The sequence below is a fragment of the Phyllobacterium sp. MT110 genome, assembly GCF_058792715.1.
The window spans coordinates 979,198-1,002,428 of the sequence record NZ_JBXAFE010000001.1; the positions used below are offsets into that span (position 1 = coordinate 979,198).

The 23,231-nt window shown below is 58.2% G+C and carries 25 protein-coding genes; 21 read left to right on the forward strand and 4 right to left on the reverse strand.

Annotation, left to right across the window (positions count from 1 at the left end; all coding sequences use genetic code 11):
* Nucleotides 1-181: 181 nt before the first annotated feature.
* The 5 genes from clpS to AC1Q5O_RS05130 all read left to right on the forward strand — a co-directional run bounded on the left by clpS (nucleotide 182) and on the right by AC1Q5O_RS05130 (nucleotide 5,206).
* A complete protein-coding gene (gene clpS, locus AC1Q5O_RS05110) occupies nucleotides 182-535 on the forward strand; it encodes an ATP-dependent Clp protease adapter ClpS (protein ID WP_105733146.1) in 354 nt (117 codons plus the stop codon).
* Between the two features lie 6 nt (nucleotides 536-541).
* Nucleotides 542-3,016, forward strand: coding sequence for an ATP-dependent Clp protease ATP-binding subunit ClpA (gene clpA / locus AC1Q5O_RS05115; RefSeq protein ID WP_492562033.1), 2,475 nt, complete (start codon nucleotides 542-544; stop codon nucleotides 3,014-3,016).
* Between the two features lie 66 nt (nucleotides 3,017-3,082).
* Nucleotides 3,083-3,841, forward strand: coding sequence for an AzlC family ABC transporter permease (locus tag AC1Q5O_RS05120; protein ID WP_492562035.1), 759 nt, complete (start codon nucleotides 3,083-3,085; stop codon nucleotides 3,839-3,841).
* Complete coding sequence (locus AC1Q5O_RS05125) at nucleotides 3,838-4,188, forward strand: AzlD domain-containing protein (RefSeq protein WP_464660203.1); 351 nt, start codon at nucleotides 3,838-3,840, stop codon at nucleotides 4,186-4,188. Before AC1Q5O_RS05120 ends, AC1Q5O_RS05125 begins: the two co-directional genes overlap by 4 nt.
* Before the next feature lie 79 nt (nucleotides 4,189-4,267).
* Nucleotides 4,268-5,206, forward strand: coding sequence for a phosphatase PAP2 family protein (locus AC1Q5O_RS05130; protein WP_464660206.1), 939 nt, complete (start codon nucleotides 4,268-4,270; stop codon nucleotides 5,204-5,206).
* Here AC1Q5O_RS05130 and AC1Q5O_RS05135 read toward each other — a convergent pair.
* The 4 genes from AC1Q5O_RS05135 to AC1Q5O_RS05150 all read right to left on the reverse strand — a co-directional run bounded on the left by AC1Q5O_RS05135 (nucleotide 5,203) and on the right by AC1Q5O_RS05150 (nucleotide 8,374).
* Complete coding sequence (locus AC1Q5O_RS05135) at nucleotides 5,203-5,637, reverse strand: HIT family protein (protein ID WP_492562036.1); 435 nt, start codon at nucleotides 5,635-5,637, stop codon at nucleotides 5,203-5,205. The two genes, AC1Q5O_RS05130 and AC1Q5O_RS05135, sit on opposite strands and share 4 nt — an antisense overlap.
* A 250-nt stretch (nucleotides 5,638-5,887) precedes the next feature.
* Entirely contained in the window at nucleotides 5,888-7,072 is a 1,185-nt protein-coding gene (locus AC1Q5O_RS05140; protein ID WP_492562037.1) for a GNAT family N-acetyltransferase, read from the reverse strand.
* Nucleotides 7,073-7,187: 115 nt separating this feature from the next.
* On the reverse strand, nucleotides 7,188-7,907 hold the full coding sequence (locus AC1Q5O_RS05145) for a glycerophosphodiester phosphodiesterase (protein WP_492562038.1): 720 nt from the start codon (nucleotides 7,905-7,907) through the stop codon (nucleotides 7,188-7,190).
* A 2-nt stretch (nucleotides 7,908-7,909) separates the two neighbouring features.
* The gene (locus AC1Q5O_RS05150) at nucleotides 7,910-8,374 is read right to left on the reverse strand and encodes a RidA family protein (protein WP_492562039.1); all 465 of its coding nucleotides are present in this window, start codon (nucleotides 8,372-8,374) and stop codon (nucleotides 7,910-7,912) included.
* Nucleotides 8,375-8,494: 120 nt separating this feature from the next.
* Between AC1Q5O_RS05150 and AC1Q5O_RS05155 the strand changes: the two genes are divergently transcribed.
* The 16 genes from AC1Q5O_RS05155 (at nucleotide 8,495) to lpxB (ending at nucleotide 23,220) form a co-directional block, all read left to right on the forward strand.
* Complete coding sequence (locus AC1Q5O_RS05155) at nucleotides 8,495-9,319, forward strand: cell envelope integrity EipB family protein (RefSeq protein ID WP_403173760.1); 825 nt, start codon at nucleotides 8,495-8,497, stop codon at nucleotides 9,317-9,319.
* 77 nt (nucleotides 9,320-9,396) lie between these two features.
* Nucleotides 9,397-9,624: a type II toxin-antitoxin system RelB family antitoxin gene (gene relB, locus AC1Q5O_RS05160; protein ID WP_105732895.1), complete on the forward strand. Its 228-nt coding sequence runs from the start codon at nucleotides 9,397-9,399 to the stop codon at nucleotides 9,622-9,624.
* The gene (locus tag AC1Q5O_RS05165; RefSeq protein WP_492562040.1) at nucleotides 9,608-9,874 is read left to right on the forward strand and encodes a type II toxin-antitoxin system RelE family toxin; all 267 of its coding nucleotides are present in this window, start codon (nucleotides 9,608-9,610) and stop codon (nucleotides 9,872-9,874) included. Before relB ends, AC1Q5O_RS05165 begins: the two co-directional genes overlap by 17 nt.
* A gap of 192 nt (nucleotides 9,875-10,066) precedes the next feature.
* Complete coding sequence (gene rpsB / locus AC1Q5O_RS05170) at nucleotides 10,067-10,861, forward strand: 30S ribosomal protein S2 (protein WP_223615036.1); 795 nt, start codon at nucleotides 10,067-10,069, stop codon at nucleotides 10,859-10,861.
* A 117-nt stretch (nucleotides 10,862-10,978) separates the two neighbouring features.
* The gene (tsf, locus tag AC1Q5O_RS05175; protein ID WP_346306826.1) at nucleotides 10,979-11,902 is read left to right on the forward strand and encodes a translation elongation factor Ts; all 924 of its coding nucleotides are present in this window, start codon (nucleotides 10,979-10,981) and stop codon (nucleotides 11,900-11,902) included.
* A gap of 101 nt (nucleotides 11,903-12,003) precedes the next feature.
* A complete protein-coding gene (gene pyrH / locus AC1Q5O_RS05180; protein WP_105732891.1) occupies nucleotides 12,004-12,726 on the forward strand; it encodes a UMP kinase in 723 nt (240 codons plus the stop codon).
* Between the two features lie 57 nt (nucleotides 12,727-12,783).
* Nucleotides 12,784-13,344 carry a ribosome recycling factor gene (gene frr / locus AC1Q5O_RS05185; protein ID WP_105732890.1) on the forward strand — a complete coding sequence of 187 codons (561 nt, stop codon included), beginning with the start codon at nucleotides 12,784-12,786 and terminating at the stop codon, nucleotides 13,342-13,344.
* 40 nt (nucleotides 13,345-13,384) lie between these two features.
* Nucleotides 13,385-14,104 carry an isoprenyl transferase gene (locus tag AC1Q5O_RS05190; protein ID WP_346306825.1) on the forward strand — a complete coding sequence of 240 codons (720 nt, stop codon included), beginning with the start codon at nucleotides 13,385-13,387 and terminating at the stop codon, nucleotides 14,102-14,104.
* The gene (locus AC1Q5O_RS05195; RefSeq protein WP_464660220.1) at nucleotides 14,101-14,952 is read left to right on the forward strand and encodes a phosphatidate cytidylyltransferase; all 852 of its coding nucleotides are present in this window, start codon (nucleotides 14,101-14,103) and stop codon (nucleotides 14,950-14,952) included. The genes AC1Q5O_RS05190 and AC1Q5O_RS05195 overlap by 4 nt, the downstream gene beginning before the upstream one ends.
* A 54-nt stretch (nucleotides 14,953-15,006) precedes the next feature.
* Nucleotides 15,007-16,146 carry an RIP metalloprotease RseP gene (gene rseP / locus AC1Q5O_RS05200; RefSeq protein ID WP_492562041.1) on the forward strand — a complete coding sequence of 380 codons (1,140 nt, stop codon included), beginning with the start codon at nucleotides 15,007-15,009 and terminating at the stop codon, nucleotides 16,144-16,146.
* Between the two features lie 229 nt (nucleotides 16,147-16,375).
* Nucleotides 16,376-18,745, forward strand: a complete 2,370-nt coding sequence (gene bamA / locus AC1Q5O_RS05205; RefSeq protein WP_346306822.1) for an outer membrane protein assembly factor BamA — start codon at nucleotides 16,376-16,378, stop codon at nucleotides 18,743-18,745.
* 53 nt (nucleotides 18,746-18,798) lie between these two features.
* Complete coding sequence (gene lpxD, locus AC1Q5O_RS05210; RefSeq protein WP_223615029.1) at nucleotides 18,799-19,857, forward strand: UDP-3-O-(3-hydroxymyristoyl)glucosamine N-acyltransferase; 1,059 nt, start codon at nucleotides 18,799-18,801, stop codon at nucleotides 19,855-19,857.
* Complete coding sequence (gene fabZ, locus AC1Q5O_RS05215) at nucleotides 19,850-20,335, forward strand: 3-hydroxyacyl-ACP dehydratase FabZ (RefSeq protein ID WP_223615028.1); 486 nt, start codon at nucleotides 19,850-19,852, stop codon at nucleotides 20,333-20,335. The genes lpxD and fabZ overlap by 8 nt, the downstream gene beginning before the upstream one ends.
* Nucleotides 20,335-21,168: an acyl-ACP--UDP-N-acetylglucosamine O-acyltransferase gene (lpxA, locus tag AC1Q5O_RS05220; protein ID WP_464660225.1), complete on the forward strand. Its 834-nt coding sequence runs from the start codon at nucleotides 20,335-20,337 to the stop codon at nucleotides 21,166-21,168. Before fabZ ends, lpxA begins: the two co-directional genes overlap by 1 nt.
* Nucleotides 21,152-22,042: an LpxI family protein gene (locus tag AC1Q5O_RS05225; protein ID WP_472461219.1), complete on the forward strand. Its 891-nt coding sequence runs from the start codon at nucleotides 21,152-21,154 to the stop codon at nucleotides 22,040-22,042. Before lpxA ends, AC1Q5O_RS05225 begins: the two co-directional genes overlap by 17 nt.
* Nucleotides 22,039-23,220 (forward strand): lipid-A-disaccharide synthase, encoded by a 1,182-nt coding sequence (gene lpxB / locus AC1Q5O_RS05230; RefSeq protein WP_492562042.1) that lies wholly within the window; start codon nucleotides 22,039-22,041, stop codon nucleotides 23,218-23,220. Before AC1Q5O_RS05225 ends, lpxB begins: the two co-directional genes overlap by 4 nt.
* Nucleotides 23,221-23,231: the final 11 nt, after the last annotated feature.

A 23,231-nucleotide genomic window follows, 5' to 3' on the forward strand; every position in this document is an offset into this window, starting at 1 on the left:
GCCTTATTGGCGGCTTGCGAAAGGTCCGGTTGCGCGTGCAACCGGACTTTTTTTATTTGCGCGCCCGAAAACGGGCCGAGTGATATTGCATGCTTTGTGAGAGGGCTTAAAATCAGCGCGTTGCGACCTACATAGAATGCACAGGGCAACACATGACCACCAAATGCGGGTATTGGAAGAGATGAAGCGGTTTGCACCAACAATGCAAGATGAAGACAAAGGCAGCGGCAATGGCCCCGGCCGGGGAACGGCTGTCATCACACGTACCAAGCCTAAGCTGAAGAAGCCGAGTCTTTACCGGGTGTTGCTCCTGAATGACGATTACACCCCCATGGAATTCGTCATTCATGTTCTGGAACGCTTTTTCCAGAAAAACAAAGAAGATGCCACACGCATCATGCTTCATGTGCATAATCATGGAGTCGGAGAGTGCGGCGTCTTTACCTATGAGGTCGCGGAGTCCAAGATGACCCAAGTCATGGACTATGCGCGGCAAAACCAACATCCGCTACAATGCGTGATGGAGAAAAAGTGAGGTTTCATGCCATCTTTCTCACCTAGTCTGGAGCGGGCCCTCCATCAGGCGCTGACAATCGCGAACGAGCATCATCATGAATATGCGACGCTGGAGCATCTGCTCCTCGCGCTCATCGATGATCAGGACGCGAGCAGTGTCATGCGCGCCTGCAATGTTGACCTCGCACAGCTGACCCGCACGGTGACCGACTATGTCGATCACGAACTGGACAACCTTGTCACCGGGTATGACGAGGATTCAAAACCAACTGCCGCGTTTCAGCGCGTCATCCAGCGCGCCGTTATTCACGTTCAATCCTCCAACCGTGAAGAAGTCACCGGCGCCAATGTTCTCGTCGCTATTTTCGCCGAGCGGGAAAGCCATGCGGCGTTCTTCCTGCAGGAACAGCAGATGACCCGTTATGACGCGGTCAACTACATCTCCCATGGCATCTCGAAGCGCCCCGGCGCATCCGAGCCGCGCACCCCGCTGGGTACGGAGAGCAACAACGAAGAAAACCACGCTTCCGAGTCGGAAGAGGGTGCAACGAAGAAGAAGCAGGACGCCCTGACGGCCTACTGCAACAATCTGAACGACCGCGCGAAAGCCGGCAAGATTGATCCGCTGATCGGCCGCGATCAGGAAATCAACCGGACGATCCAGATTCTGTGCCGCCGTTCCAAGAACAACCCGCTCTATGTCGGTGATCCCGGCGTGGGCAAGACAGCCATCGCCGAAGGTCTTGCCAAGCGGATCGTCGAAGGCAAGGTGCCGTCGGTCCTGGCCGACGCAACGGTGTTTTCGCTCGATATGGGCACGTTGCTGGCCGGAACACGCTATCGCGGTGATTTCGAAGAGCGTCTGAAGCAGGTCATCAAGGAGCTCGAAGAGTTTCCGGGTGCGATCCTGTTCATCGACGAGATTCACACGATCATCGGTGCCGGAGCCACGTCAGGCGGCGCAATGGATGCGTCGAACCTTCTGAAGCCGGCCTTGTCGTCCGGTGCGATCCGCTGCATCGGCTCGACGACGTACAAGGAATTCCGCCAGTTCTTCGAGAAGGACAGGGCGCTTGTCCGGCGTTTCCAGAAGATCGATGTCAATGAGCCGTCCATCCCGGATGCCATCGAGATCATGAAGGGTCTTCGCCCCTATTTCGAGGACTTCCACAAGGTCAAGTACACGGTGGAAGCGATCAAATCGGCGGTGGAACTGTCGGCGCGCTATATCAACGACCGCAAATTGCCCGACAAGGCAATCGATGTGATCGACGAGACAGGTGCCAGCCAGATGCTGCTGCCGGAAGGAAAGCGCAAGAAGTCCATCGGCGTGAAGGAAATCGAGGCAACCATTGCCACGATGGCCCGCATCCCGCCGAAAACCGTGTCCAAGGATGACGAAGCGGTTCTGTCCAATCTTGAGGCCGAACTGAAGCGCGTCGTTTACGGCCAGGACCTGGCAATCGAAGCTCTGTCCTCCTCGATCAAGCTGGCTCGTGCCGGCCTGCGCGAACCGGAGAAGCCGATCGGCTCCTACCTGTTCTCGGGTCCGACCGGCGTCGGCAAGACCGAAGTTGCCAAGCAGCTGGCGCTGTCGCTCGGCGTGGAACTCCTGCGTTTCGACATGTCGGAATATATGGAGCGTCACACGGTTTCGCGTCTGCTCGGTGCACCTCCCGGCTATGTCGGTTTCGACCAGGGCGGTCTTCTGACCGATGGCGTCGATCAGCATCCGCATTGCGTGCTGCTGCTCGATGAAATCGAAAAGGCCCATCCGGATCTGTTCAACATCCTGTTGCAGGTCATGGATCACGGCAAGCTGACGGATCACAACGGCAAGCAGATAGATTTCCGCAATGTCATCCTGATCATGACAACCAATGCGGGTGCTTCCGATGCCGCACGTTCGGCCATCGGCTTCGGCTCCTCGCGTCGTGAAGGCGACGACATGGAAGCGATCAACCGGCTGTTCACGCCGGAGTTCCGCAACCGTCTCGATGCCATCATTCCGTTCGGTCCGCTGCCGATCCCGGTCATCCATCAGGTGGTCCAGAAATTCGTCATCCAGCTTGAGGCACAGCTTGCCGATCGCGGCGTGACGTTTGACCTGAAGCCTGAGGCAATCGCCTGGCTGGCCGAAAAGGGTTACGACGACCGTATGGGCGCCCGTCCGCTCGGCCGCGTCATTCAGGAGTACATCAAGAAGCCGCTGGCTGACGAAGTGCTGTTTGGCAGGCTGAAGAAGGGCGGTACCGTGGTCGTCTCGGTTGCCGAGAAGGCCGATGGTTCCAAGGGTCTCGTGCTCGACTATATCGCCGACGAAGTGGCGGTGAAGCCGAAGCAGGAAATCGCGGTCGAGAAAAAGCCGGTGGCGAAGAAGAAGCCTGCGCCGAAGAAGCCGATACTTGAAAAAGTGACGGCCGGTCCTTCCATCGCCGACGAGCCAACGCCGCCATCGCGCGGCAAGGCATCGGTGCCCAAGGTGCCGCGCAAGAAGTAACGAAAAGGCCGCCTCCGGGCGGCCTTTTTCTTGCTGGCATGGCAGGATCGGGCTATCGGTTGAAACATGGGCGATTCCGAATTTCCTTCATCACAGACGCCGACAGACGACACCGTGAGAACGCGGTTCTCCTGGTTTCTGTCCGGCATGGCGATGATCTTCAGCATCCCGGCCTTCATTCTGATGACGGCGCATGTGGGCTTTGCCGGTTTTGCCAGCGAGAATGGCGTATCCCTGCTGCAGGCAACCTTCATGGTCGCGACGATCTGGGCGCTTCCGGCCAATATCGTCCTGATCGGCGCAATTTCCGGCGGTTATTCGCTGATAGGGGCAGCGGTTGCGGTCACCCTGTCGTCGATCCGTCTCATGCCGATGGTTGCCGCCTTCATCCCGGAAATGCGCGGGCCGAAGACGCGCAGGATCACGCTGCTTTTCCTGTCGCATTTCATTGCCGTCACCGCCTGGGTCATGGGCATGGAGCGATTCCGCCACATTCCGCGCGATATGCGCGTCAGCTACTTCGCCGGGCTCGGCATCACGCTGACCGTGACAAACTCGCTCGTGGTGGCACTGGTCTATTTTCTGTCGACGGATTTTCCGCCGATTGTTTTCGCCGCGCTGTTCTTCCTGACGCCGATGTATTTCCTGACGTCGCTGTGGGGATCGGCGCGCGACCGGTCGGTGCACGTGGCCATGGTATCAGGCCTCGCGCTGTTCCCGCTCATTCATCACCTGGCACCGGCCTATGATCTGCTGCTGACGGGCTTTGCCGGCGGCGCGGTGACGATGGGCTATGTGCGGTGGGCGAGGGGGCGCGCAGCATGACTTGGCACAGCCTGACCGACTGGTGGTGGCCCTATCTCTTCATCCTGCTGGCGGGCTGGCTGCCCACGGATATCTGGCGCTATCTGGGGGTTCTCATCGGCGGCCGCGTGCGCGAGGATTCCGATGCGCTCATCGCGGTGCGTGCCGTTGCAACGGCGCTCGTCGCGGGTGTCATCGCCCAGCTTATTCTCTATCCCAGCGGGGCGCTGGCCGAGTCCTCGGTGTTCCTGCGCATTGGCGCTGCAGCCGTTGGGTTTCTGGCCTATCTGCGCCTTGGCCGCCATGTGATCGTCAGTGTGATCGCGGCGGAGATCGTCTTGATAATCGGGCTTTTTCTCCATTTTTAACTTTGATTAAGCCAATCGCTTAACGGGATAAACATCCCCGCTCTCTAGGTTTGCCGGAGTACTCGTGCGGGGAGTTCAGATGAGGTCGAAGAGTCAGACCCTTTGGAAAGCATTGATTGTTGCCGGAATACTGCTGATCGACGCGGTGTGGATTGCCGTGTCTGATTTCCGGTTCGACACTTTCAGTGCCTTGAAGGCGGTCGTCCTGACGGGCCTCTGCAGCATCGTAGCCTATATCTATCATGCAAAGCGGCCGGTGCGTCATCTGAGTGTGATGTGCGTTGAAACGGCGATTCTCATGGCATTCAGCGCTGCCGCGGCGGTGTTGAGCTATCTGGTGACATCGCTTGATTTTCCCTCCGTCGACGTCCCGCTTATGCGCCTCGACGCTCTGCTTGGCTTCGACTGGCTCGCCTATGCGCAATATGTTGGCGATCACCCATGGCTGGGTCTGTTGTTCTCGATCACCTATCTGACGACGCTGGCTCAAGTCGCCTGCGCCGTCATCATTCTCGGCGTGATGGAGGATGCGAAAAGGGCGCAGCACTTCGTTGCAGCCGTCATGGCGGGCGCCCTTGCGTGCATCCTGATTTCGGCGGTTCTGCCTTCAGCAGGAGCATTGGCGACAATCAAACCCGCCGATGCCATTTGGAAAATACACAGGCCGGTGGTGGATCTCGCCTATAAGCAGACCTTCTTTGATCTTCGCTCCGGCGTTGATCAGTGGATTTCGTTCTACTCCATGAAAGGACTGATTGCATTTCCGTCCTATCACGGGACCCTCTCTGTCCTGCTGGTGCTGGCTTTTTCCGGTGTCCGGTTCTGGTTTCTGCCGATCCTGATATTGAACACCATTATCCTGATCGCCACGCCGATCGAGGGAGGACATCATCTTGTCGATGTCATCGCAGGCGTCGGCGTGGCACTGATATGCTGGTACGGTACCGGCCTGCTTTACAAATCGGGCCGTGCTGTCGCCGCCAGAACGATCTCGCGTCCTGCCATGGCGACAGCCTAAGCGGCCTGTGCGAGCGCCTGTCTGATTTTCTCAGCGTTGGCGGCGAGCACGCCCTGATCTTCCATCTGACCCGTATGAGGCTTCAGTGCAATGCCTTCAAAGCGCGGAATAATATGGAAATGCAGGTGGAAAACCGTCTGGCCCGAGGCCGGTTCATTGAACTGGCTGACCGTCACGCCATCCGCGTCAAAGGCCGTCTTGACGGCGCGCGCAAGCTTCTGCGTCGTGGCAATGGCGGCCGCGAGGCTGGCCGGTGCGGCATCGAGGATGTTGCGCGAGGGCTGCTTGGGTATGACCAGGCAATGGCCCTTGCCCTGCGGCATCACATCCATGAAGGCATAGGTGTCGGCATCCTCGTAGAGTTTGTGGGACGGAATCTCGCCGCGCAGGATTTTTGCGAACACATTGTTGTCGTCATAGGTCTGGCTCATGGGGCACCCGTCTTTCCTGAATGATGAATCGGATGTTTGCCATGTGCTAGTGGTCCGATTCTGACATTTGCAACCCCTTTGATACAAGCCATTCTGGCAAATGTCAGAATCAAAGGACCACTAGCAAGCATATAATTCTAGTGGAACTTTGAATTTGACATTCGCATGTTGCAGATGATGTCAAATGGGATGCGAATGTCAAATTCGTTCCACTAGCGCAAGGTCAAGCGTGCCCGGGCAAATGGTGTGTTCAGCAGTCGGATTTCTTGAAGGGGGCGTGTTCGTTCAGCACGTCGCTCATCAGCGCAACGTCATTGCGCTCGTGCTCAAGAAAACCGGCGACGGCGCGGCGCAGGCCCTCATGCGCGATATAGTGGGCGGAATGGGTGGTAACCGGCAGATAGCCGCGCGCCAGCTTGTGCTCACCCTGGGCGCCTGCCTCGACCACATGCAGCTTGCGTTCAATGGCAAAATCGATGGCCTGATGATAGCAGACCTCGAAATGCAGGAACCGGTGGTCTTCGATGCAGCCCCAGTGGCGGCCAAAAAGCCGGTCGGAACCGATGAAATTGATGGCTCCGGCGATGTAGCGGCCGCCGCGCCGCGCCATCATCAGGACGATGTCGCCGGGCATGCGCTCGCCGATCAGCCGGTAGAATTCCCGGTTGAGATAGGGGCGGCCCCATTTGCGGTTGCCGGTGTCGGTATAGAAGGTGAAGAAGTCGTCCCAGACCGGTTTGGTCAGGGCGCTGCCGGTGAGGCGGTCGATCACGATGTCATCGGCCAGCGCTTCGCGCCGTTCGCGCTTCAGGGCCTTGCGTTTGCGCGCGGCAAGACTGTCGAGAAAATCATCATAGGTTGCATAGCCTTCGTTGAAGAAGTGAAACTGCTGGTCGATGCGATGCAGGAAACCGGCTTCGTTGAATGCCGGCAGATCGTCGGCATTGACAAAGGTCGAATGCGCGGATGAAACCCCGAGCTGCCCGGTAAGTTGCCGCAGGCCATTGGCAAGAGCGGTCCGGACAGCCGGACCGTCCCAGTCCCGATGCACAAGCAGACGAGGGCCCGTTGCGGGCGTGAAGGGAATGCTGGCCTGCAATTTGGGATAATAGCGCCCGCCGGCCCGTTCGAAAGCGTCGGCCCAGCCATGGTCGAAAACATATTCGCCCTGGCTATGGCCCTTCAGATAGCACGGCACCGCGCCGATGACGGTTCCAGCGGCATCCTCGAGGCGCAGGAACTGCGGCAGCCAGCCGGACTTGCGGTCGACGCAGCCGGAATCCTCAAGGGCGGAGAGAAAGGCGTGCGAAAGAAACGGATTGTAACCGGGCGCGCCGCTCGACGTTCCCGAGAGCTGCGACCACTCCTCCGGCGTAAACGCGCCGATTCCATCGCCGACGCGCAAGGTAAACTCGCCCTGATCAAGATTTGACATTGCTGAACTTGGTTTCCTGACGTTGCCGGCAGGATGAAAGTCGCCTCGCTGCCTCTGATTAAACTAGGTATTCCACCCGGCGATACAAGAGGCAGCGCGGCATGACAGCCGTGTTTCAAACGGCGCGGGGATCGAAGCCCTCGAACGTGATCTGATCCACATGCGCATCGCTCGTGGCCTTGTCAGCGGGGCTGCGCACCGTCCACGAAATGACCGGCAGGCCGAGCCTGCCCTTCACGAAGCCGACAAAGCGGTTTTCCAGATGATGGACATTGTAGGAGACGAAATCGATATCATGGGCGAGCATGGAGAAATGCGCCTCCAGATCGCTGTCATCGAGACCCTCCGCCGTGAGCCCGGCCGGGATCCCCGGAGCGTCCCTGCCGAACAGCCGGATGAGGTGATGGTCGAATGACATGATGGCGGCATTGCCCTCATACCCGGCCAGATCCCCGGCGACTGCCTTGACGAGACCATCATCCCTTCCCGGAATACCCTTCAATTCGATGACGATCGGCACGCGGCCGGCAATGAGCTTGAGCGCCTCAGCGAGTGTCGGCACGTGGTCCTTTGTGCCGCCGACCCGCAACGCGGCGGCGTCGGCCACCGTGACATCATGAATGTTGCCGGGCTTTGCAACCAGACGATCCAATGTGCCGTCGTGAAACACCAGAGCCTTGCCATCGGCAGAAAGGTGCACATCGCATTCGATGGCAAAGCCGGCACTTGCCGCCGCATCAAAGGCTGAAAGCGTGTTCTCCCAGCGGGATTTGTTGAGGTCATGCAATCCGCGATGGGCAATGGGCGTCTTTGTCAGCCATTCCAGTGATGCCATGATCAGCGGACCTCGATGATCGCTTCGATTTCGACCGGCGCATTCAACGGCAGCACCGCTGTGCCCACGGCGGAACGGGCGTGGCGGCCCTTGTCGCCCAGCACGGCCACGAGCAGGTCGGACGCACCATTGGCGACGAGGTGCTGTTCGGTGAAATCCTTGGAGGAGGCGACAAACACCGTGATTTTCACGATGCGCTCGATCTTCTCGAGATCGCCGAGCGCGGCCTTTGCCTGGGCAAGGATATTGACGGCGCAGGCCTTTGCCGCTTCCTGGCCCTGCGCCAGATCGACATCAATACCGAGCAAACCGGTATGGACCAGCTTGCCCCCAGCCAGCGGCAATTGCCCCGAGGTGAGAAGCAGTGAACCGCTGCGTGCGAAGGGCACATAGTTTGCGGCCGGAGCGGCGGCAACGGGCAGGGTAATTCCAAGGTCGTTTAGACGGCTGTCGATGGTGCTGGTCATTGGGTTTCTCATCCTTCTCATGCGGAATCGCAAGTGATTGTGAATGAAGTTGCGATTTTTGCCTCGCTTCCGCCAAGAGTTTTTTTAATATGGCCATTCGAAAACTGGAGAATCTTGTCAATGCGTCTATTCCCCGTCCTCGTTTTCAGCCTGAGTGCCCTTGGTCTTTCCGGATCGTCGATGGCACTTGCCGCTGGAACAGCGACTCTCGTACCACACCGCGCCATTTATGATCTCAAGCTGGATAACGCGCAGGAAAGCAGTGGTATCACGGGGCTGACAGGCCGCATGGTATACGAATTCAATGGTTCGGATTGTGAAGGTTACACGACAAATTTTCGCTTTGTGACGCGCGTCGACATGGAAGAACAGCCTCAAAGGGTGACCGACCAGCAGACCACCACGTTCGAGTCGGGTGACGGCGCCAAATTCCGTTTCGTCAACAAGACATTTGTCGATCAGAGCCTGACCAAGGAAGTGCGCGGCGATGCGCTTCTGGACAAGGACAAGACGGAAATCTCCCTCACCAAGCCGGAAGCGAACAAGGAAAATCTCGAGCTTTCGCAGTTCCCGACACGCCACATGCAGGAACTGATCGAGAAGGCGATCGCCGGGGATGTGTTCTATCAGACAAAGCTGTTCGACGGTTCCGAGGATGCCGACAAGGTCATGGCGACGACGGTGGTCATCGGCAAGCCCGCTCCCGGTGATTCCGATGACGAGACGAAGAAGATGGGCGCGCTCGAGAAGGAAAACACCTGGCCGGTTTCCATCGCCTATTTCGACGATACGGACAAATCGGAAGGGCTGCCCAGCTACCGCATCAATTTCAAACTCTATCGCAATGGCGTGACCCGCGATCTCAAGATGGATTACGGCGATTTCTCCATGACCGGCAAGCTCGTCAATCTGGAGCTTTTCGATGCGCCGAAGTGCACGAAGTAGAGGACCAAATCTCCCATTCTTGAATTTTCGCGATAAAGTGAATACATTGAATGCAGTGAATACAACTGGCGGCAATCATGGCGACATCTATCCGTTTAACTCCTGAAATCGAACAGAGACTGGATACCCTCGCGTCCAAGACCGGCCGGAGCAAAGCATTCTATTTGCGCGAAATTATCGAGAATGGCCTGGATGACATGGAAGATTACTATCTAGGCCTTGGCGTTCTCGAGCGGATACGCAAAGGAGAAGAGCGCGTTTACTCCTTGGATGAAGTGGAACGCGATCTTGGTTTGGCAGATTGAGCTATCTGCTACCGCCGCAAAGCAACTGGAAAAACCTGATCGACATGATGCAAAGCGAATTGCTGCGTTTTTGCGAGAACGTCTGGCTTCAGTCGACGATCCTCGGCAATTGGGCAAAGCGCTGACAGGGCCGCTTGGCGGCCTTTGGCGCTATAGAGTCGGAAACTATCGCATCATTTGCGATCTGCAGGGAAAACGGCTTATTATTTTGGTTCTTGAGATTGGCCATCGCGGAGCCATTTATCGATGATGCGGCGGTGAAACCTGTGAAAATCGCCTTTTCTCACCGTAGCTCTTGCGTTTGCCGGTAATATCCATTAACAGCCGCTTCATTCCACACACGGGATTTGGGTTGATATCGGGAGAAATCCGATATGGCCTCCGGTGGCGGGTTTCCCGCCTCTTTCCTGTGGAGGTTAAACCGGAAAAGGAAAACTAAGAGATGGCATTGCCTGATTTCAGCATGCGTCAGCTCCTCGAAGCTGGCGTTCACTTCGGCCACCAGACACATCGCTGGAACCCGAAAATGGCACCATACATTTATGGTGACCGCAACAACATTCACATTCTCGATCTGGCCCAGACTGTTCCGCTGCTTCACCGCGCGCTGCAGAAGGTTTCGGACACCGTAGCCCGTGGCGGCCGCGTTCTGTTCGTCGGCACCAAGCGCCAGGCTTCGGACATCATTGCCGATGCGGCAACCCGTTCGGCCCAGTACTACGTCAATGCCCGCTGGCTCGGCGGCATGATGACCAACTGGAAGACGATCTCGAACTCCATTCAGCGTCTGCGCAAGCTGGACGAACTTCTTTCCGGCGAAGCACAGGGCTTCACCAAGAAGGAACGCCTGAACCTCGATCGTGAACGCGAAAAGCTCAACCGCGCCCTCGGCGGTATCAAGAACATGGGTTCGATCCCGGACCTCATCTTCATCATCGATACCAACAAGGAAGCGATTGCCATTCAGGAAGCCAAGCGTCTCGGCATTCCGGTTGTAGCCGTTATCGACTCCAACTGCGATCCGGACCAGATCGACTTCCCGATCCCCGGCAACGACGACGCCTCGCGCGCCATTTCGCTCTATTGCGATCTGATTGCCAAGGCTGCCCTCGATGGCATCCTGCGTCAGCAGGGCTCGCTCGGCATCGATATCGGCGCCCAGGACGAAGCACCTGTCGAGCCAGCGCTCGAAGAGCCGGCACCGGCTCCTGCACAGGACGGTGAAGCCTCCGCTTGAGGCTTCATATACCCGTCGTAACGGGTGACTAAAAACAATTGTATTGGCGCATGACGCGCCGCAAAGTTGGCATGCTGGTTTCCCCAGTATGCCTTCGCTTTGAGAAGAGGCGACATAATGAGCATTTCTGCATCACAGGTAAAAGAACTCCGCGAAATCAGCGGTGCCGGCATGATGGACTGCAAGGCAGCCCTGACCGAAACCAATGGCGACATGGAAGCTGCCGTTGACTGGCTGCGTGCCAAGGGCATTTCCAAGGCCGACAAGAAGGCCGGCCGTACGGCTGCCGAAGGTCTCGTTGGCGTTGCAACCAACGGCAAGAAGTCGGTTATCGTTGAAGTCAACTCCGAAACGGACTTCGTTGCGCGCAACGACGCGTTCCAGGACATCGTTCGCAACGTTGCGACTGTTGCTCTTGGTAGCGATGGTTCCACGGCTGCCGTTGCTGCTGCGACCTATCCGGCAACCGGCAAGTCCGTTGTCGACACCATCAAGGATGCGGTTGGCACAATCGGCGAAAACCTGTCTTTCCGCCGGTCTGCAGCGCTCAGCGTTGGTGAAGGCGTTGTTGCAACCTACATTCACAACGCTGTTTCCGACGGTCTCGGCAAGCTCGGCGTTCTCGTTGCCATCGAAACAGCCGGCAATGCCGACGCTGCCAATGCATTCGGCCGCCAGGTGGCCATGCACGTTGCGGCAACCAACCCGCTGGCTTTGACCGCCGCTGAAGTCGATCCGGCTGCTGTCGAGCGTGAAAAGGCGGTTTTCACCGAATCTGCACGCCAGTCCGGCAAGCCAGACAACATCATCGAAAAGATGGTCGAAGGCCGTCTGCGCAAGTTCTATGAGGAAGTTGTTCTTCTCTCGCAGGCTTTCGTCATCAATCCCGACCTGACTGTCGAAGCCGCTCTGAAAGATGCGGAAAAGGCAATCGGCGCACCGGCCAAGATCACGGCATTTGCCCGTTTTGCTCTGGGCGAGGGCATCGAGAAGGAAGAGACCGATTTCGCAGCGGAAGTTGCAGCAGCTGTGAAGAAGTAATTTCACAACTGACGAAATCAGAGGGCATCGCGTGACAACGCGGTGCCCTTGGTGTATCCGGGCTTCGAATATCTGAAATGCACGACTCTGCGGGAGGTCTTATGGTTGGTACGGCTGTCTATAAACGCGTTCTACTGAAAGCCTCCGGTGAAGCCCTCATGGGCGATCAGGGTTTCGGTATCGACGTTGCGGTTGCCGACCGTATTGCCAGTGATATTGCCGAAGCGCGGGCGCTCGGCGTTGAAGTCGGGGTGGTGATTGGCGGCGGCAATATCTTTCGCGGTGTCGCTGTCGCGTCCAAGGGTGGCGACCGGGTCACCGGTGACCACATGGGCATGCTTGCCACGGTGATCAATTCACTGGCCTTGCGCACCTCCCTCGTCAAGATCGGCATAGACACCGTCGTCCTCTCCGCCATTGCCATGCCTGAATTGTGCGAGACGTTCTCGCAGAGACAGGCGACAGCCTACATGGACATGGGGAAGGTCGTGATTTTTGCCGGCGGCACGGGCAATCCATTCTTTACGACAGATTCGGCCGCAGCGTTGCGCGCAGCCGAAGTGGGTGCCGATGCCCTGTTCAAGGGCACGCAGGTTGACGGCGTTTACACCGCCGATCCCAAAAAGGACCCCAGCGCCGTCCGCTTTGAGCGACTTACCCACAAGGAGATGCTCGATCGCGGCCTTACGGTGATGGATACAACAGCCGTGGCCCTTGCGCGCGAGAACAATATCCCAATAATTGTCTATTCAATCCACGAAAAGGGTGGTTTTGCCGAAATTCTGCAGGGCAGAGGACGCGCGACAATCGTTTCCGACGATTGACCCGCCAACCTCGCAGGGGCTGACCAGAATAACGGAAAGAATATAGGAGCGTTGAATATGAGTGATGCACTCGATTTGAATGACCTGAAGCGCCGTATGGATGGTGCCGTGCAGGCATTGAAACATGACCTCAACGGCCTGCGGACAGGCCGTGCATCGGCGAGTTTGCTGGAGCCGATCACCGTCGAGGCCTATGGCTCGCATATGCCGCTGAACCAGGTCGCCAACATCACCGTGCCCGAATCACGCATGCTTGCCGTCTCGGTCTGGGACAAGTCGATGGTTGGCAAGGTCGAGCGTGCCATTCGCGAGTCTGGTCTCGGCCTCAATCCGATCACCGACGGCAACAATCTGCGCATTCCCTTGCCGGAACTCAACGAGCAGCGCCGCAAGGAACTCGTCAAGATTGCCCATCAGTATGTGGAGCAGGCGAAAGTTGCCGCCCGCCATGTGCGCCGCGATGGCATGGACGAGTTGAAAAAGCTCGAAAAGGATGGCGCGATCAGTCAGGATGACAACCGCGTTCTTTCCGAAAAAGTACAGAAGCTGACGGACGAGACCATTGCCGAAATGGACAAGGTTGTTGCAGTCAAGCAGACGGAAATCATGCAGGTTTAGTCTGTTTTTAGCCCGTTAATACCACCGGAGGTTGAATGCCATGTCCAATCCGCGCCACATTGCCATCATCATGGATGGAAATGGCCGTTGGGCAAAAGCACGTGGCCTGCCACGCACCGCCGGTCACAAGGCGGGCGTCGATGCGCTGCGCGAGACCATTCGCGCCGCCGGCAAAATGGGCATTCCGTACCTGACCCTGTTTGCGTTCTCATCGGAAAACTGGTCGCGCCCGCGATCCGAAGTGTCTGATCTGATGGGCCTGCTCAAGCTGTTCATCCGGCGCGATCTGGCTGATCTGCATCGCGAGAATGTGCGCGTGCGCATCATCGGCGAGCGGGAAGGCCTGGCGAAGGATATTCGCGCCCTCCTGACCGAAGCGGAAAGCCTGACCGAGAAGAACACGGCACTGACGCTGATCATTGCCTTCAACTACGGTTCGCGCAATGAAATCACCCGCGCGGTGAAGGCGCTGCTGTCCGACGTGGCGGCGGGTGTCCTGACGCAGGACGAGGTGACCGCCGAGGCTATCGGCGAGCGGCTCGATACGGCGGGCATCCCGGATCCTGACCTGATCATCCGCACCAGCGGCGAGATGCGGCTGTCGAACTTCCTGCTCTGGCAGGCGGCCTATTCGGAGTTCATGTTCCTGCCGTGCTACTGGCCGGATTTCAAATCGACCCACCTGGCGGAAGCGATCGAAACCTTCCACATGCGCGAGCGGCGCTTTGGCGGCGTCAATCAGCAGGAAATAGCTCTGTGACGGCTTCGGGGCCATCCGCACCGGACAAGGGCACCGGCCGTCTCAGCAATCTGCATATACGAACCCTTAGTGCCGTTGTCATGATTGCAATCGCCGTCGCCCTGACCTGGGTTGGCGGCGTGCCATTTGCGCTCATGGCCAGTGCCATCGGATTGGGTGTCTTCTATGAATGGCATGCCATAACGCTCGATCGCTCCAGTCCGCTGACCCGCGGCGTTGCCTGGGCCTGCCTGATCGTGGTGCTTGGACTTTTGCTGCTGTCGCACAATGGACTTTTAATCATCGGCATATTGCTGGCTGGAGCCGTGCTGACGGCAGTGTTGGGCGGACGCCAGTCCGGCCTGTGGCCGGCGATCGGCCTGCTCTATGCCGGATTTCCGGCCATCGCGCTGACATTCGTGCGCGGCGACACCGGGGATGGCTTTGCCGCTGTTCTGTTCCTGTTTGCCGTCGTCTGGTCGACCGATATCTTTGCCTATTTCAACGGGCGGGCACTGGGCGGGCCAAAACTGGCTCCGCGTTTCTCGCCGAATAAAACCTGGTCTGGCGCCATTGGCGGCGCTGCCGCGGGCGTGGCTGCCGGTGTGGCCTGCGCAGCCTTCATTACCCCGGCCGGCGGTGTGCCCGTTCCGCTCATCGCCTTCGTGCTGTCGGTGACCGCGCAGATCGGCGATCTCGGCGAATCATGGGTCAAACGGAAATTCGGCGTCAAGGATTCGGGATACATGATCCCCGGTCACGGTGGCGTGATGGACCGGGTGGATGGACTTGTAGCCGCAGCGGCATTGCTGTACCTCATCGGGGCAATTCTGGTGAAGCCGGAAACGCCTTACGACATTCTTTTCTAGCAGGCTGAGCTTAGGTGACCCTCTGACGGGGTTGGGCAAGGCCCGGAGGACACTTTGACGGATACGCTGAGCTATATCTTCGGCACGCACGGTTTGCTTATCGGTACGATTTTACCCTTTCTGATTGTACTCACGGTTGTCGTCTTCGTTCACGAGATGGGGCACTATCTCGTGGGACGGTGGTGCGGCATCGGCGTCAAGGCCTTTTCGATCGGTTTCGGGCCTGAATTGTTCGGGTTCAACGACCGCAGCGGCACCCGCTGGAAATTATCGGCGATTCCCCTGGGCGGTTATGTGAAGTTCGCCGGCGACGAGAGCGTGGCCAGTTCGCCGATCGGCTTGTCTGAAAACATGACCGCTGAAGAGCGTGCCGTTGCTTTTCACACCCAGCCCGTGTGGAAGCGCGCGGCGACGGTCTTTGCCGGCCCGGCGTTCAATATTCTGCTGACCGTTGCGATCTTTTCCGTCTTCTTTGCGCTCTATGGCCGCATGGTGGCAGACCCGGTGGTTGCGGAAGTGCGTCCGGGCGGCCCCGCTGCGGTGGCCGGATTTCTGCCGGGCGACCGCTTCATCAGCGTGGACGGAGACAAGGTGGAAACCTTTGCCGATGTTCAGCGCCATGTTTCGGCACGGGCGGGCGATTCTCTGAAATTTGTCGTCGAGCGCAAGGGGCAGGAGGTCAGCCTGACCGCCACTCCGGAGCTTGCCGAACAGAAGGACGCCTTGGGCAATCCGGTGAAAGTCGCCGCGATCGGTGTAGTGAACAATCAAGAGTTCGGCAACTTCCGGCGGGTGACCTACAACCCCATCGAATCAGTCGGCCAGGCGGTGCGTGAAAGCGGTTTCATCATTGCCCGGACAGGCCAGTTTTTCAGCCGTTTCTTTGCCGGCAGGGAAGACAAGTGCCAGCTGGGCGGACCGGTCAAAATTGCCACGATGGCAGGGCAGGCTGCCAGTCAGGGTATCGACTGGCTGATTCAGCTGACCGCCATGCTGTCGATCGGCATCGGTTTGCTCAATCTTTTCCCGCTGCCGCCCCTGGATGGCGGACATTTGATCTTTTACGCCGTGGAAGCGGTCATCCGCAGGCCGGTAAAGCCGGCCGTTCAGGAGATTTTCTTCCGGATGGGCTTCCTTCTGGTGCTGGGATTCATGGGTTTTGTTGTGTTTAATGATCTTTTCGCCTGCCGGTGATGAAAATTAAACATTAGTGAAAATTAGAGGGGTGGGGTGGAAAAGCGTTATGATCTGTTTACTATAAGCTGTGAATGGCGTGGCAGGGATGCCACGCTTTCGTGTGAAGTAAATAGATTTTAACCGTAAGCCTTGCGTGTATGTAAAAACCGGCTATGACGGTGTGCGAGTAATTGCTTAGTCCGGGATCTCGCCCGGGGACAACGAGAAACAAAGGTTTAGTAGGCCTATGGCGGCAAGTTCAAAATTCGTTGGTGCAGCGTCGGCGCTCGCCATTTCAGCGGCTCTGGTAAGTTCGGGAGCGATCGTTACGACGGTTGCGGGGATTACAGCAGCACAGGCAGCAACCGTCAGCCGCATTGAAGTGCGCGGGAATACCCGTGTGGATGCCCAAACGGTCAAGGACAATCTCGGCATTACGCCAGGCAAGCCTTTTTCCAACAATGATATCGATGCTGCCACCAAGCGCCTGTTCAACACGGGTCTGTTCGGCGATGTGCGCATCACCCAGTCCGGCGGTGCGTTGATCGTTACCGTGTCCGAGCATCAGGTCGTCAATCAGGTCATTTTCCGCGGCAACAAGAAGATCAAGGACGCGCAGCTGACCGGTGTCGTGCAGTCGAAGTCGCGTAGCGCCTTCAGTCAGCAGACGCTCGACGCTGATACCGAGGCTGTCCGCGCCGCTTATCGCAACATCGGCCGCAGCGATGCTACGGTAAGTTCGCGCATCATGGATCTCGGTCAGGGTCGCGTCAACGTTGTCTTCGACATCAACGAAGGTGACCGCACCAAGATCGCCAACATCGTGTTTGTCGGCAATAACGCCTTTGGTGAGCGCCGCCTGCGCGACGTGATCTCGACCAAGCGTTCCAACCCGTTGTCCTGGCTGACGCGCAATGACGTGTACAGCGAAGACCGCATGCGGGCGGACGAAGAGTCGCTGCGCCGCTTCTATTACAACCGCGGTTATGCGGATTTCCGCGTCGTCTCGTCGACGGCCAATCTCGATGCTGCCACCAACGAATACACGATCACCGTTACGGTTGAAGAGGGTGAGAAGTATAAGTTCGGCGGCGTAGAAATCCAGAGCTCGGTCGAGGGTGTCGATACATCCAAGCTGGGTGGTCTCGTGCAGACATCCGAAGGCGATACGTATAACGCCAAGGAAGTCGAAGACTCCATCATCAAGCTGTCCGAAAAGGTGGCTGGCCAGGGTTATGCCTTTGCCAAGGTGGAGCCGCGCGGCGACCGTAACTTCGAGAACCACACGATTTCGGTCGTCTACAACATCGACCAGGGTCCGCGCGCCTATCTCGAGCGCATTGAAATCCGCGGCAACGAGAAGACGCGTGACTACGTCATCCGCCGTGAGTTCGATGTGAGCGAAGGCGATGCGTTCAATCAGGTTCTGATCCAGCGCGCCAAGAAGCGCCTGGAGCGGCTTGAATTCTTCCAGACCGTCAATATCTCGACCGCTCCCGGCTCGCAGCCTGACCAGGTTATTCTGGTTGTGGACGTTGTCGAGAAGTCGACCGGTGAATTCTCCATCGGTGGCGGTTATACGACCGGTGGTGAAAGCCCCGGACCGACAGTGGAAGGCTCGATCACCGAGCGCAACTTCCTTGGTCGCGGCCAGTATATCCGTATTGCTGCCGGTGGCGGTCTGAACAACAACCGTACCTACTCGCTGTCCTTCACCGAGCCTTACTTCCTCGGTCAGCGTATTTCGGCTGGTTTCGATCTGTTCAAGCGCCAGTCCGGCGTCAATGACAAGTATCAGACCGATCTGACCGGCGGTACGATCCGTTTTGGTCTGCCGATCACCGAAACACTGACGGCGGGTGTTGCTTACAACCTGTCGCAGGAAAAATACACGATCGAAGACGCTGCGAAGATCCCGGGAACGGACATTCCTGATCCGTCGCAGATTTCGCAGGCATTCATTGATGCGGCAAATCGCGGTACATGGATCAAGTCGTCGGTCAGCTGGTCGCTTGTCTACAATACCATCGACGATACGAAAAACCCGCATGATGGACTCTATGCCAAGTTCAACCAGGAATATGCTGGTGTCGGCGGCGATGCCAACTACCTGAAGACAACGTTCAAGGGCAGCTACTACAAGACGCTTTCCCAGGAAATGGACATTGTCGGCCTCGTCGGTGTCGGCGCTGGCTACATCAAGGGATTTGGCGACGATCTGCGCGTGTTTGACACGTTCAAGAACAATCAGGAAATGATTCGCGGCTTCAAATATGCCGGTATCGGTCCACGCGACTTGAGCGTGGCGGATGCCAAGGGCAGCTTCCTGGGTGGTAATACCTACTTCAATGCCACCGTGGAAACGCAGTTCCCGCTGCCGATCGTTCCTGAGAGCCTGGGTATTCGTGGCGCCCTGTTTGCCGACGCTGCTACATTGTATGGCAATGATCTCAAGCAGGCATCGAACACCAGCATGGAATGGCGCGCATCCGCGGGTGTAAGTATCATGTGGGCATCGCCGTTCGGTCCGCTGCGCTTCGACTACGCTTTCCCTGTCAAGAAAGTGGATGGCGATCAGGTGCAGAATTTCAACTTCGGCATGTCGAGCAAATTCTGATAGATTGCTGACCTCCCGGGGGAGCATATTTCCCCGGGGGAGAAAGTTAGTCGATGGCCGATCCGATCTTTTATGAGCCACTGCTGAACGTGACTGTTGGTCAGATCGCCGATCTGACCAATGGCGTTCTTGTGGACAGTTCTCTGGCCAACCGGCCGGTCGCCCGCCTCGCATCCCTGGCTGATGCCGGTCCCGATGCACTTGTGTTCATCGATGGCAAGAAAAACGCGCAAAATCTCGAAGGTTTGAAAGCCGCCGGCGTTCTGTGCACGGACGAAGTCAAGGCAAGCGTGCCCAAGACCGTTGCCGTTATCGTCAGCCGCCATCCGCAGCAGGATTTCGCCGCCATTGGCCGCGCGCTTTATCCGCGGGCGGTGAATGCGCATCTCTGGAGCGGCGAAGAGACGGGTGTTTCACCGCACGCCATCATTGATCCGACCGCCGAAATAGAAGACGGCGTGACGATCGAGCCCGGTGTCATCATCGGCAAGCGCGTTTCCATCGGTGCCGGCACCGTCATTGCCGCCAGCGTGGTGATCGGCAACGGCTGCAAGATCGGCCGCGATTGCTATATCGCGCCGAGCTGCTCGGTCCAGTATGCCTTTCTTGGCAATCGCGTGCTGCTGCATCCGGGCGTGCGTATCGGGCAGGATGGTTTTGGTTATGTCCCGGGCAAGGCCGGCCTCGACAAGATGCCCCAGCTTGGCCGCGTCATCATCCAGGACAATGTCGAAATTGGTGCCAACACGACCATTGATCGCGGCGCGCTCGCCGATACGGTGATCGGTGAAGGCACGAAAATCGACAATCTCGTGCAGATTGCCCACAATGTTCGTATTGGACGCCATTGCGTGATTGCTGCGCAATGTGGCATTTCCGGTAGTGTGGTGCTTGGCGACATGACGATGCTGGGTGGCAGCGTCGGCATCAAGGATCACGTCAATATTGGTTCCCGCGTGGAAATCGCCGCAGCAAGCGGTGTGATGAATGATATTCCGGACGGTGAGCGGTGGGCCGGTGCGCCCGCGCAGCCGTTCAAGCAATGGTTCCGTGAAATCGCGAGTGTCCGCGCGATGACCAGGACCAAGAAGGAGAGCAGTTCAGATGAATGAAAATGTACAGGCGAGCAGTCTTGGCGTCGCGGACATCCAGAAGCTTCTGGCAAATCTGCCGCATCGCTATCCCTTTCTGCTGATTGACCGCATCGTCGATATCGATCGCGATGTCTCGGCCACGGGCATCAAGAATGTCAGCATCAACGAGCCGCATTTTGCCGGTCATTTTCCTGAACTGCCGATCATGCCCGGCGTTCTGATCATTGAGGCCATGGCGCAGACCGCCGGTGCTATCGTTCTGTTCCATAATGGCAGCGGCAAGCCGGGCAAGGTGTTCTTCATGACCATCGACAATGCCAAGTTCCGCAAGCCTGTCGTGCCGGGTGATCAGCTCAAGCTGCGCGTGACCAAGCTCAAGCAGCGCGGCAACATCCACAAGTACAGCTGCGTTGCGGAAGTTGACGGCGTGAAGGTTGCCGAAGCTGACGTGGCGGCAATGGTCAGCTTCCCAGAAGAAGACGAGACCGGAGCTTGATGTCCAATTCCAGCATTCATCCCACGTCGATTGTCGAGGCGGGCGCAAAGATTGGTGACAGGGTAAACATCGGGCCATTCTGCCATATCGGACCGGAAGCGGTCATTGGCAATGATGTCACTCTGCTGAGCCATGTCGTCATCATGGGGGCGACCACCCTCGGCGATGGTGCCAAGGTCTATCCGAACGCCATTCTGGGCGGCGATCCGCAGAACACCAAGCACAAGGGCGGGCACACAACGCTTGTCATTGGCCGGAACTGCACGATCCGCGAAGGCGTCACGATGAATCGCGGCACCGATGGCAGCCGGGGTTTGACCACGGTTGGCGACAACTGCATGTTCCTGGCCTATTCGCATGTGGCGCATGATTGCGACATCGGCGACAATGTGACCTTTGCCAACAATGTCATGATCGGCGGCCACGTGTCCGTCGGCAACAACGTCATCATCGGCGGCGGCGCTGCCTTGCATCAGTTTGTGCGGGTTGGCCACCATGCGTTTGTCGGCGGGCTTGCAGCCGTGGCACTGGATGTCATTCCCTATGGCATGGTGATCGGCAATCATGCCTATCTGGGCGGCCTGAACATTGTCGGCATGAAGCGCTCGGGCATGGCCCGTCCGGAGATACACAATCTGCGCCGTGCGGTGCGCATGCTGTTCGACCGCAGCAAGCCGGTCCGCAATCGCGCCGGTGACGTGCGTCTTGCCTTTTCTCAATCGCCGGCGGTTCTCGATCTGGTCGATTTCATCACCGCTGATACCAAACGTGCCTTCTGCACGCCGCCCCTCGGTTCCGGAATCGAGACCAGCGACAGTGACGACAACAGCTAAGACAACGGATGGGACGCAACCGGCGGCCATAACGGGCCGCACGGCGATTGTCGCGGGCAACGGGCTCCTGCCCATTTCCATCGCGGAAAGCCTGCAGAAGCAGGGTGCGAACCCCCTGATCATCGCCATCAAAGGCGAGGCATCGCCCGAGATCAATGCGCGCAAGCACGCCGAAATCTCGATCGTCGAGCTGGGCGGCCTGATGAAAATCCTGAAATCGGAAGAGATCAGCAACGTCGTTCTGGCGGGTGGCGTGCGCCACCGGCCGGAATTCTCCGCGGCGCTGCGGCCCGGTAACGGCAATCTCGTTGCGTTGTATCGTTTCATGCGGGCTTTTCGCCTCGGTGACGATGGTTTGCTCAAGGCCGTGATCTCAACCATTGAGTCCTACGGTTTCCGGGTTGTCGGTGCGCACGAGATCGTTCCGGATATTCTGGCGCCTGAAGTGGGCACCATCACCCGGAAGAAAGCCGATCAGGCAAGCATTGCCGATATGCGGGCCGCCCGCGAGGCGGCCATCATGATCGGCTCGCTCGATATCGGGCAGGCGGCCATTGCCGTCGGCAGCCGCGTGGTGGCGCTGGAGGGCGTGGAGGGCACCGATGCGATGCTGCAGCGGGTCGCCGAACTGCGCATTGCCAAGCGGATCAACCGCAAGGGCGGTGTGCTGGTGAAATGCGCCAAACCGCAGCAGGAAGTGCGGGCGGATTTGCCGGCCATCGGCGTAAGCACTGTGGAGAATGCGGTGAAGGCCGGTCTGAAGGGCATTGCCATCGAAGCGCGGCGCACGCTGATCCTTGGCTATGCCGAAACGATCGCTGCTGCCAACGAAGCTGGTATTTTCATCGAAACTTTTGCGCAGGAGGCCGAGTGAAAACAGCAGCAAAGCCGCTTCGCCTTGCCATTGTCACCGGCGAAGAGTCCGGCGACCTGCTTGGTGCCGATCTGGTGCAAGCCCTGCGGCGGCAGTATCCGGGCGAGGTGACGCTGACCGGTGTCGGCGGCGAGCATCTCTCAGCCCTCGGCCTCAACTCCTTGTTCGACCAGCACGAAATCGCTCTGGTCGGGCTGACGGCCATCGTCACCAAACTGCCGCAGCTCATCCGCCGCATAGCGCAGCTGGCCAAAGCGATCATTGCGGCGAAACCCGATTGCCTCGTGATTATCGACAGCCCGGATTTCACCCATCGCGTCGCGCGCAAGGTGCGGGCTGCCGATCCATCGATCCCGATCGTCAACTATATCAGCCCGTCGGTCTGGGCCTGGCGCCCGGAACGCGCCAAGGCGATGCGCGGCTATATCGACCATGTGCTGGCCATTCTGCCGTTCGAGGTGCAGGCATTGCAAGATCTCGATGGCCCGCCTGCCACCTATGTCGGCCACAGGCTGGTGACCCATGCGCCGCTGCTGGCGGCGGCAGAGCGGAACCGGGCGCGGGAAAGCAGTTTCGCTGACAGAACCGAACACAATCTTGTTGTCCTGCCGGGGTCGCGCAGAGCAGAAATATCAAGCCTTTCCAAACCTTTCGGTGAGGCAATTGAACTGCTGGCGGAACGCGGCAACCGCTTCAGGCTGACATTGCCGACGCTTCCCAAAGTCGAACCACTGGTGCGACAGCTCACTGCCGGCTGGAAAGTCCAGCCAGACATCGTGGTGGGTGAAGCGGAACGTCTGAAAGCCTTCGCCGAAGCCGATGCGGCTCTGGCCGCGTCCGGGACCGTGTCGCTGGAACTCGCACTGGCGCGCATCCCGACGGTGTTGTCGTACCGGCCTGACTGGCTGGCGCGCATGTTCATTGCGCCGCGCATCAAGGTCTGGAGTGCGGCCTTGCCCAACATCATCGCCGACAAGCGGGTTGTTCAGGAATATTTCAACCAGTTCGTTCGTCCCGGCCCGCTGGCGCGCGAGATCGAACAACTGCTGAAACCGGGTTACGCCAGGGCGTTGCAGCTCGAGGGTTTCGACGAGATCGCGGCATTGATGCGGACCGAACGGCCGTCCGGCGAGATTGCCGCCGAGAAAGTTCTCGAATACGTGCATCAGAGGGCCTGAGGAACAGGCTT

Coding starts and splice junctions, on each gene's coding strand:
- clpA (WP_492562033.1), top strand. CDS start 542: ATGCCATCTTTCTCACCTAGTCTGGAGCGGGCCCTCCATCAGGCGCTG.
- frr (WP_105732890.1), top strand. CDS start 12,784: ATGAGTGATGCACTCGATTTGAATGACCTGAAGCGCCGTATGGATGGT.
- tsf (WP_346306826.1), top strand. CDS start 10,979: ATGAGCATTTCTGCATCACAGGTAAAAGAACTCCGCGAAATCAGCGGT.
- fabZ (WP_223615028.1), top strand. CDS start 19,850: ATGAATGAAAATGTACAGGCGAGCAGTCTTGGCGTCGCGGACATCCAG.
- clpS (WP_105733146.1), top strand. CDS start 182: ATGAAGCGGTTTGCACCAACAATGCAAGATGAAGACAAAGGCAGCGGC.
- pyrH (WP_105732891.1), top strand. CDS start 12,004: ATGGTTGGTACGGCTGTCTATAAACGCGTTCTACTGAAAGCCTCCGGT.
- AC1Q5O_RS05135 (WP_492562036.1), bottom strand. CDS start 5,637: ATGAGCCAGACCTATGACGACAACAATGTGTTCGCAAAAATCCTGCGC.
- lpxA (WP_464660225.1), top strand. CDS start 20,335: ATGTCCAATTCCAGCATTCATCCCACGTCGATTGTCGAGGCGGGCGCA.
- AC1Q5O_RS05145 (WP_492562038.1), bottom strand. CDS start 7,907: ATGGCATCACTGGAATGGCTGACAAAGACGCCCATTGCCCATCGCGGA.
- relB (WP_105732895.1), top strand. CDS start 9,397: ATGGCGACATCTATCCGTTTAACTCCTGAAATCGAACAGAGACTGGAT.
- AC1Q5O_RS05155 (WP_403173760.1), top strand. CDS start 8,495: ATGCGTCTATTCCCCGTCCTCGTTTTCAGCCTGAGTGCCCTTGGTCTT.
- rpsB (WP_223615036.1), top strand. CDS start 10,067: ATGGCATTGCCTGATTTCAGCATGCGTCAGCTCCTCGAAGCTGGCGTT.
- AC1Q5O_RS05125 (WP_464660203.1), top strand. CDS start 3,838: ATGACTTGGCACAGCCTGACCGACTGGTGGTGGCCCTATCTCTTCATC.
- lpxD (WP_223615029.1), top strand. CDS start 18,799: ATGGCCGATCCGATCTTTTATGAGCCACTGCTGAACGTGACTGTTGGT.
- AC1Q5O_RS05120 (WP_492562035.1), top strand. CDS start 3,083: ATGGGCGATTCCGAATTTCCTTCATCACAGACGCCGACAGACGACACC.
- bamA (WP_346306822.1), top strand. CDS start 16,376: ATGGCGGCAAGTTCAAAATTCGTTGGTGCAGCGTCGGCGCTCGCCATT.
- AC1Q5O_RS05190 (WP_346306825.1), top strand. CDS start 13,385: ATGTCCAATCCGCGCCACATTGCCATCATCATGGATGGAAATGGCCGT.
- AC1Q5O_RS05150 (WP_492562039.1), bottom strand. CDS start 8,374: ATGACCAGCACCATCGACAGCCGTCTAAACGACCTTGGAATTACCCTG.
- AC1Q5O_RS05130 (WP_464660206.1), top strand. CDS start 4,268: ATGAGGTCGAAGAGTCAGACCCTTTGGAAAGCATTGATTGTTGCCGGA.
- AC1Q5O_RS05140 (WP_492562037.1), bottom strand. CDS start 7,072: ATGTCAAATCTTGATCAGGGCGAGTTTACCTTGCGCGTCGGCGATGGA.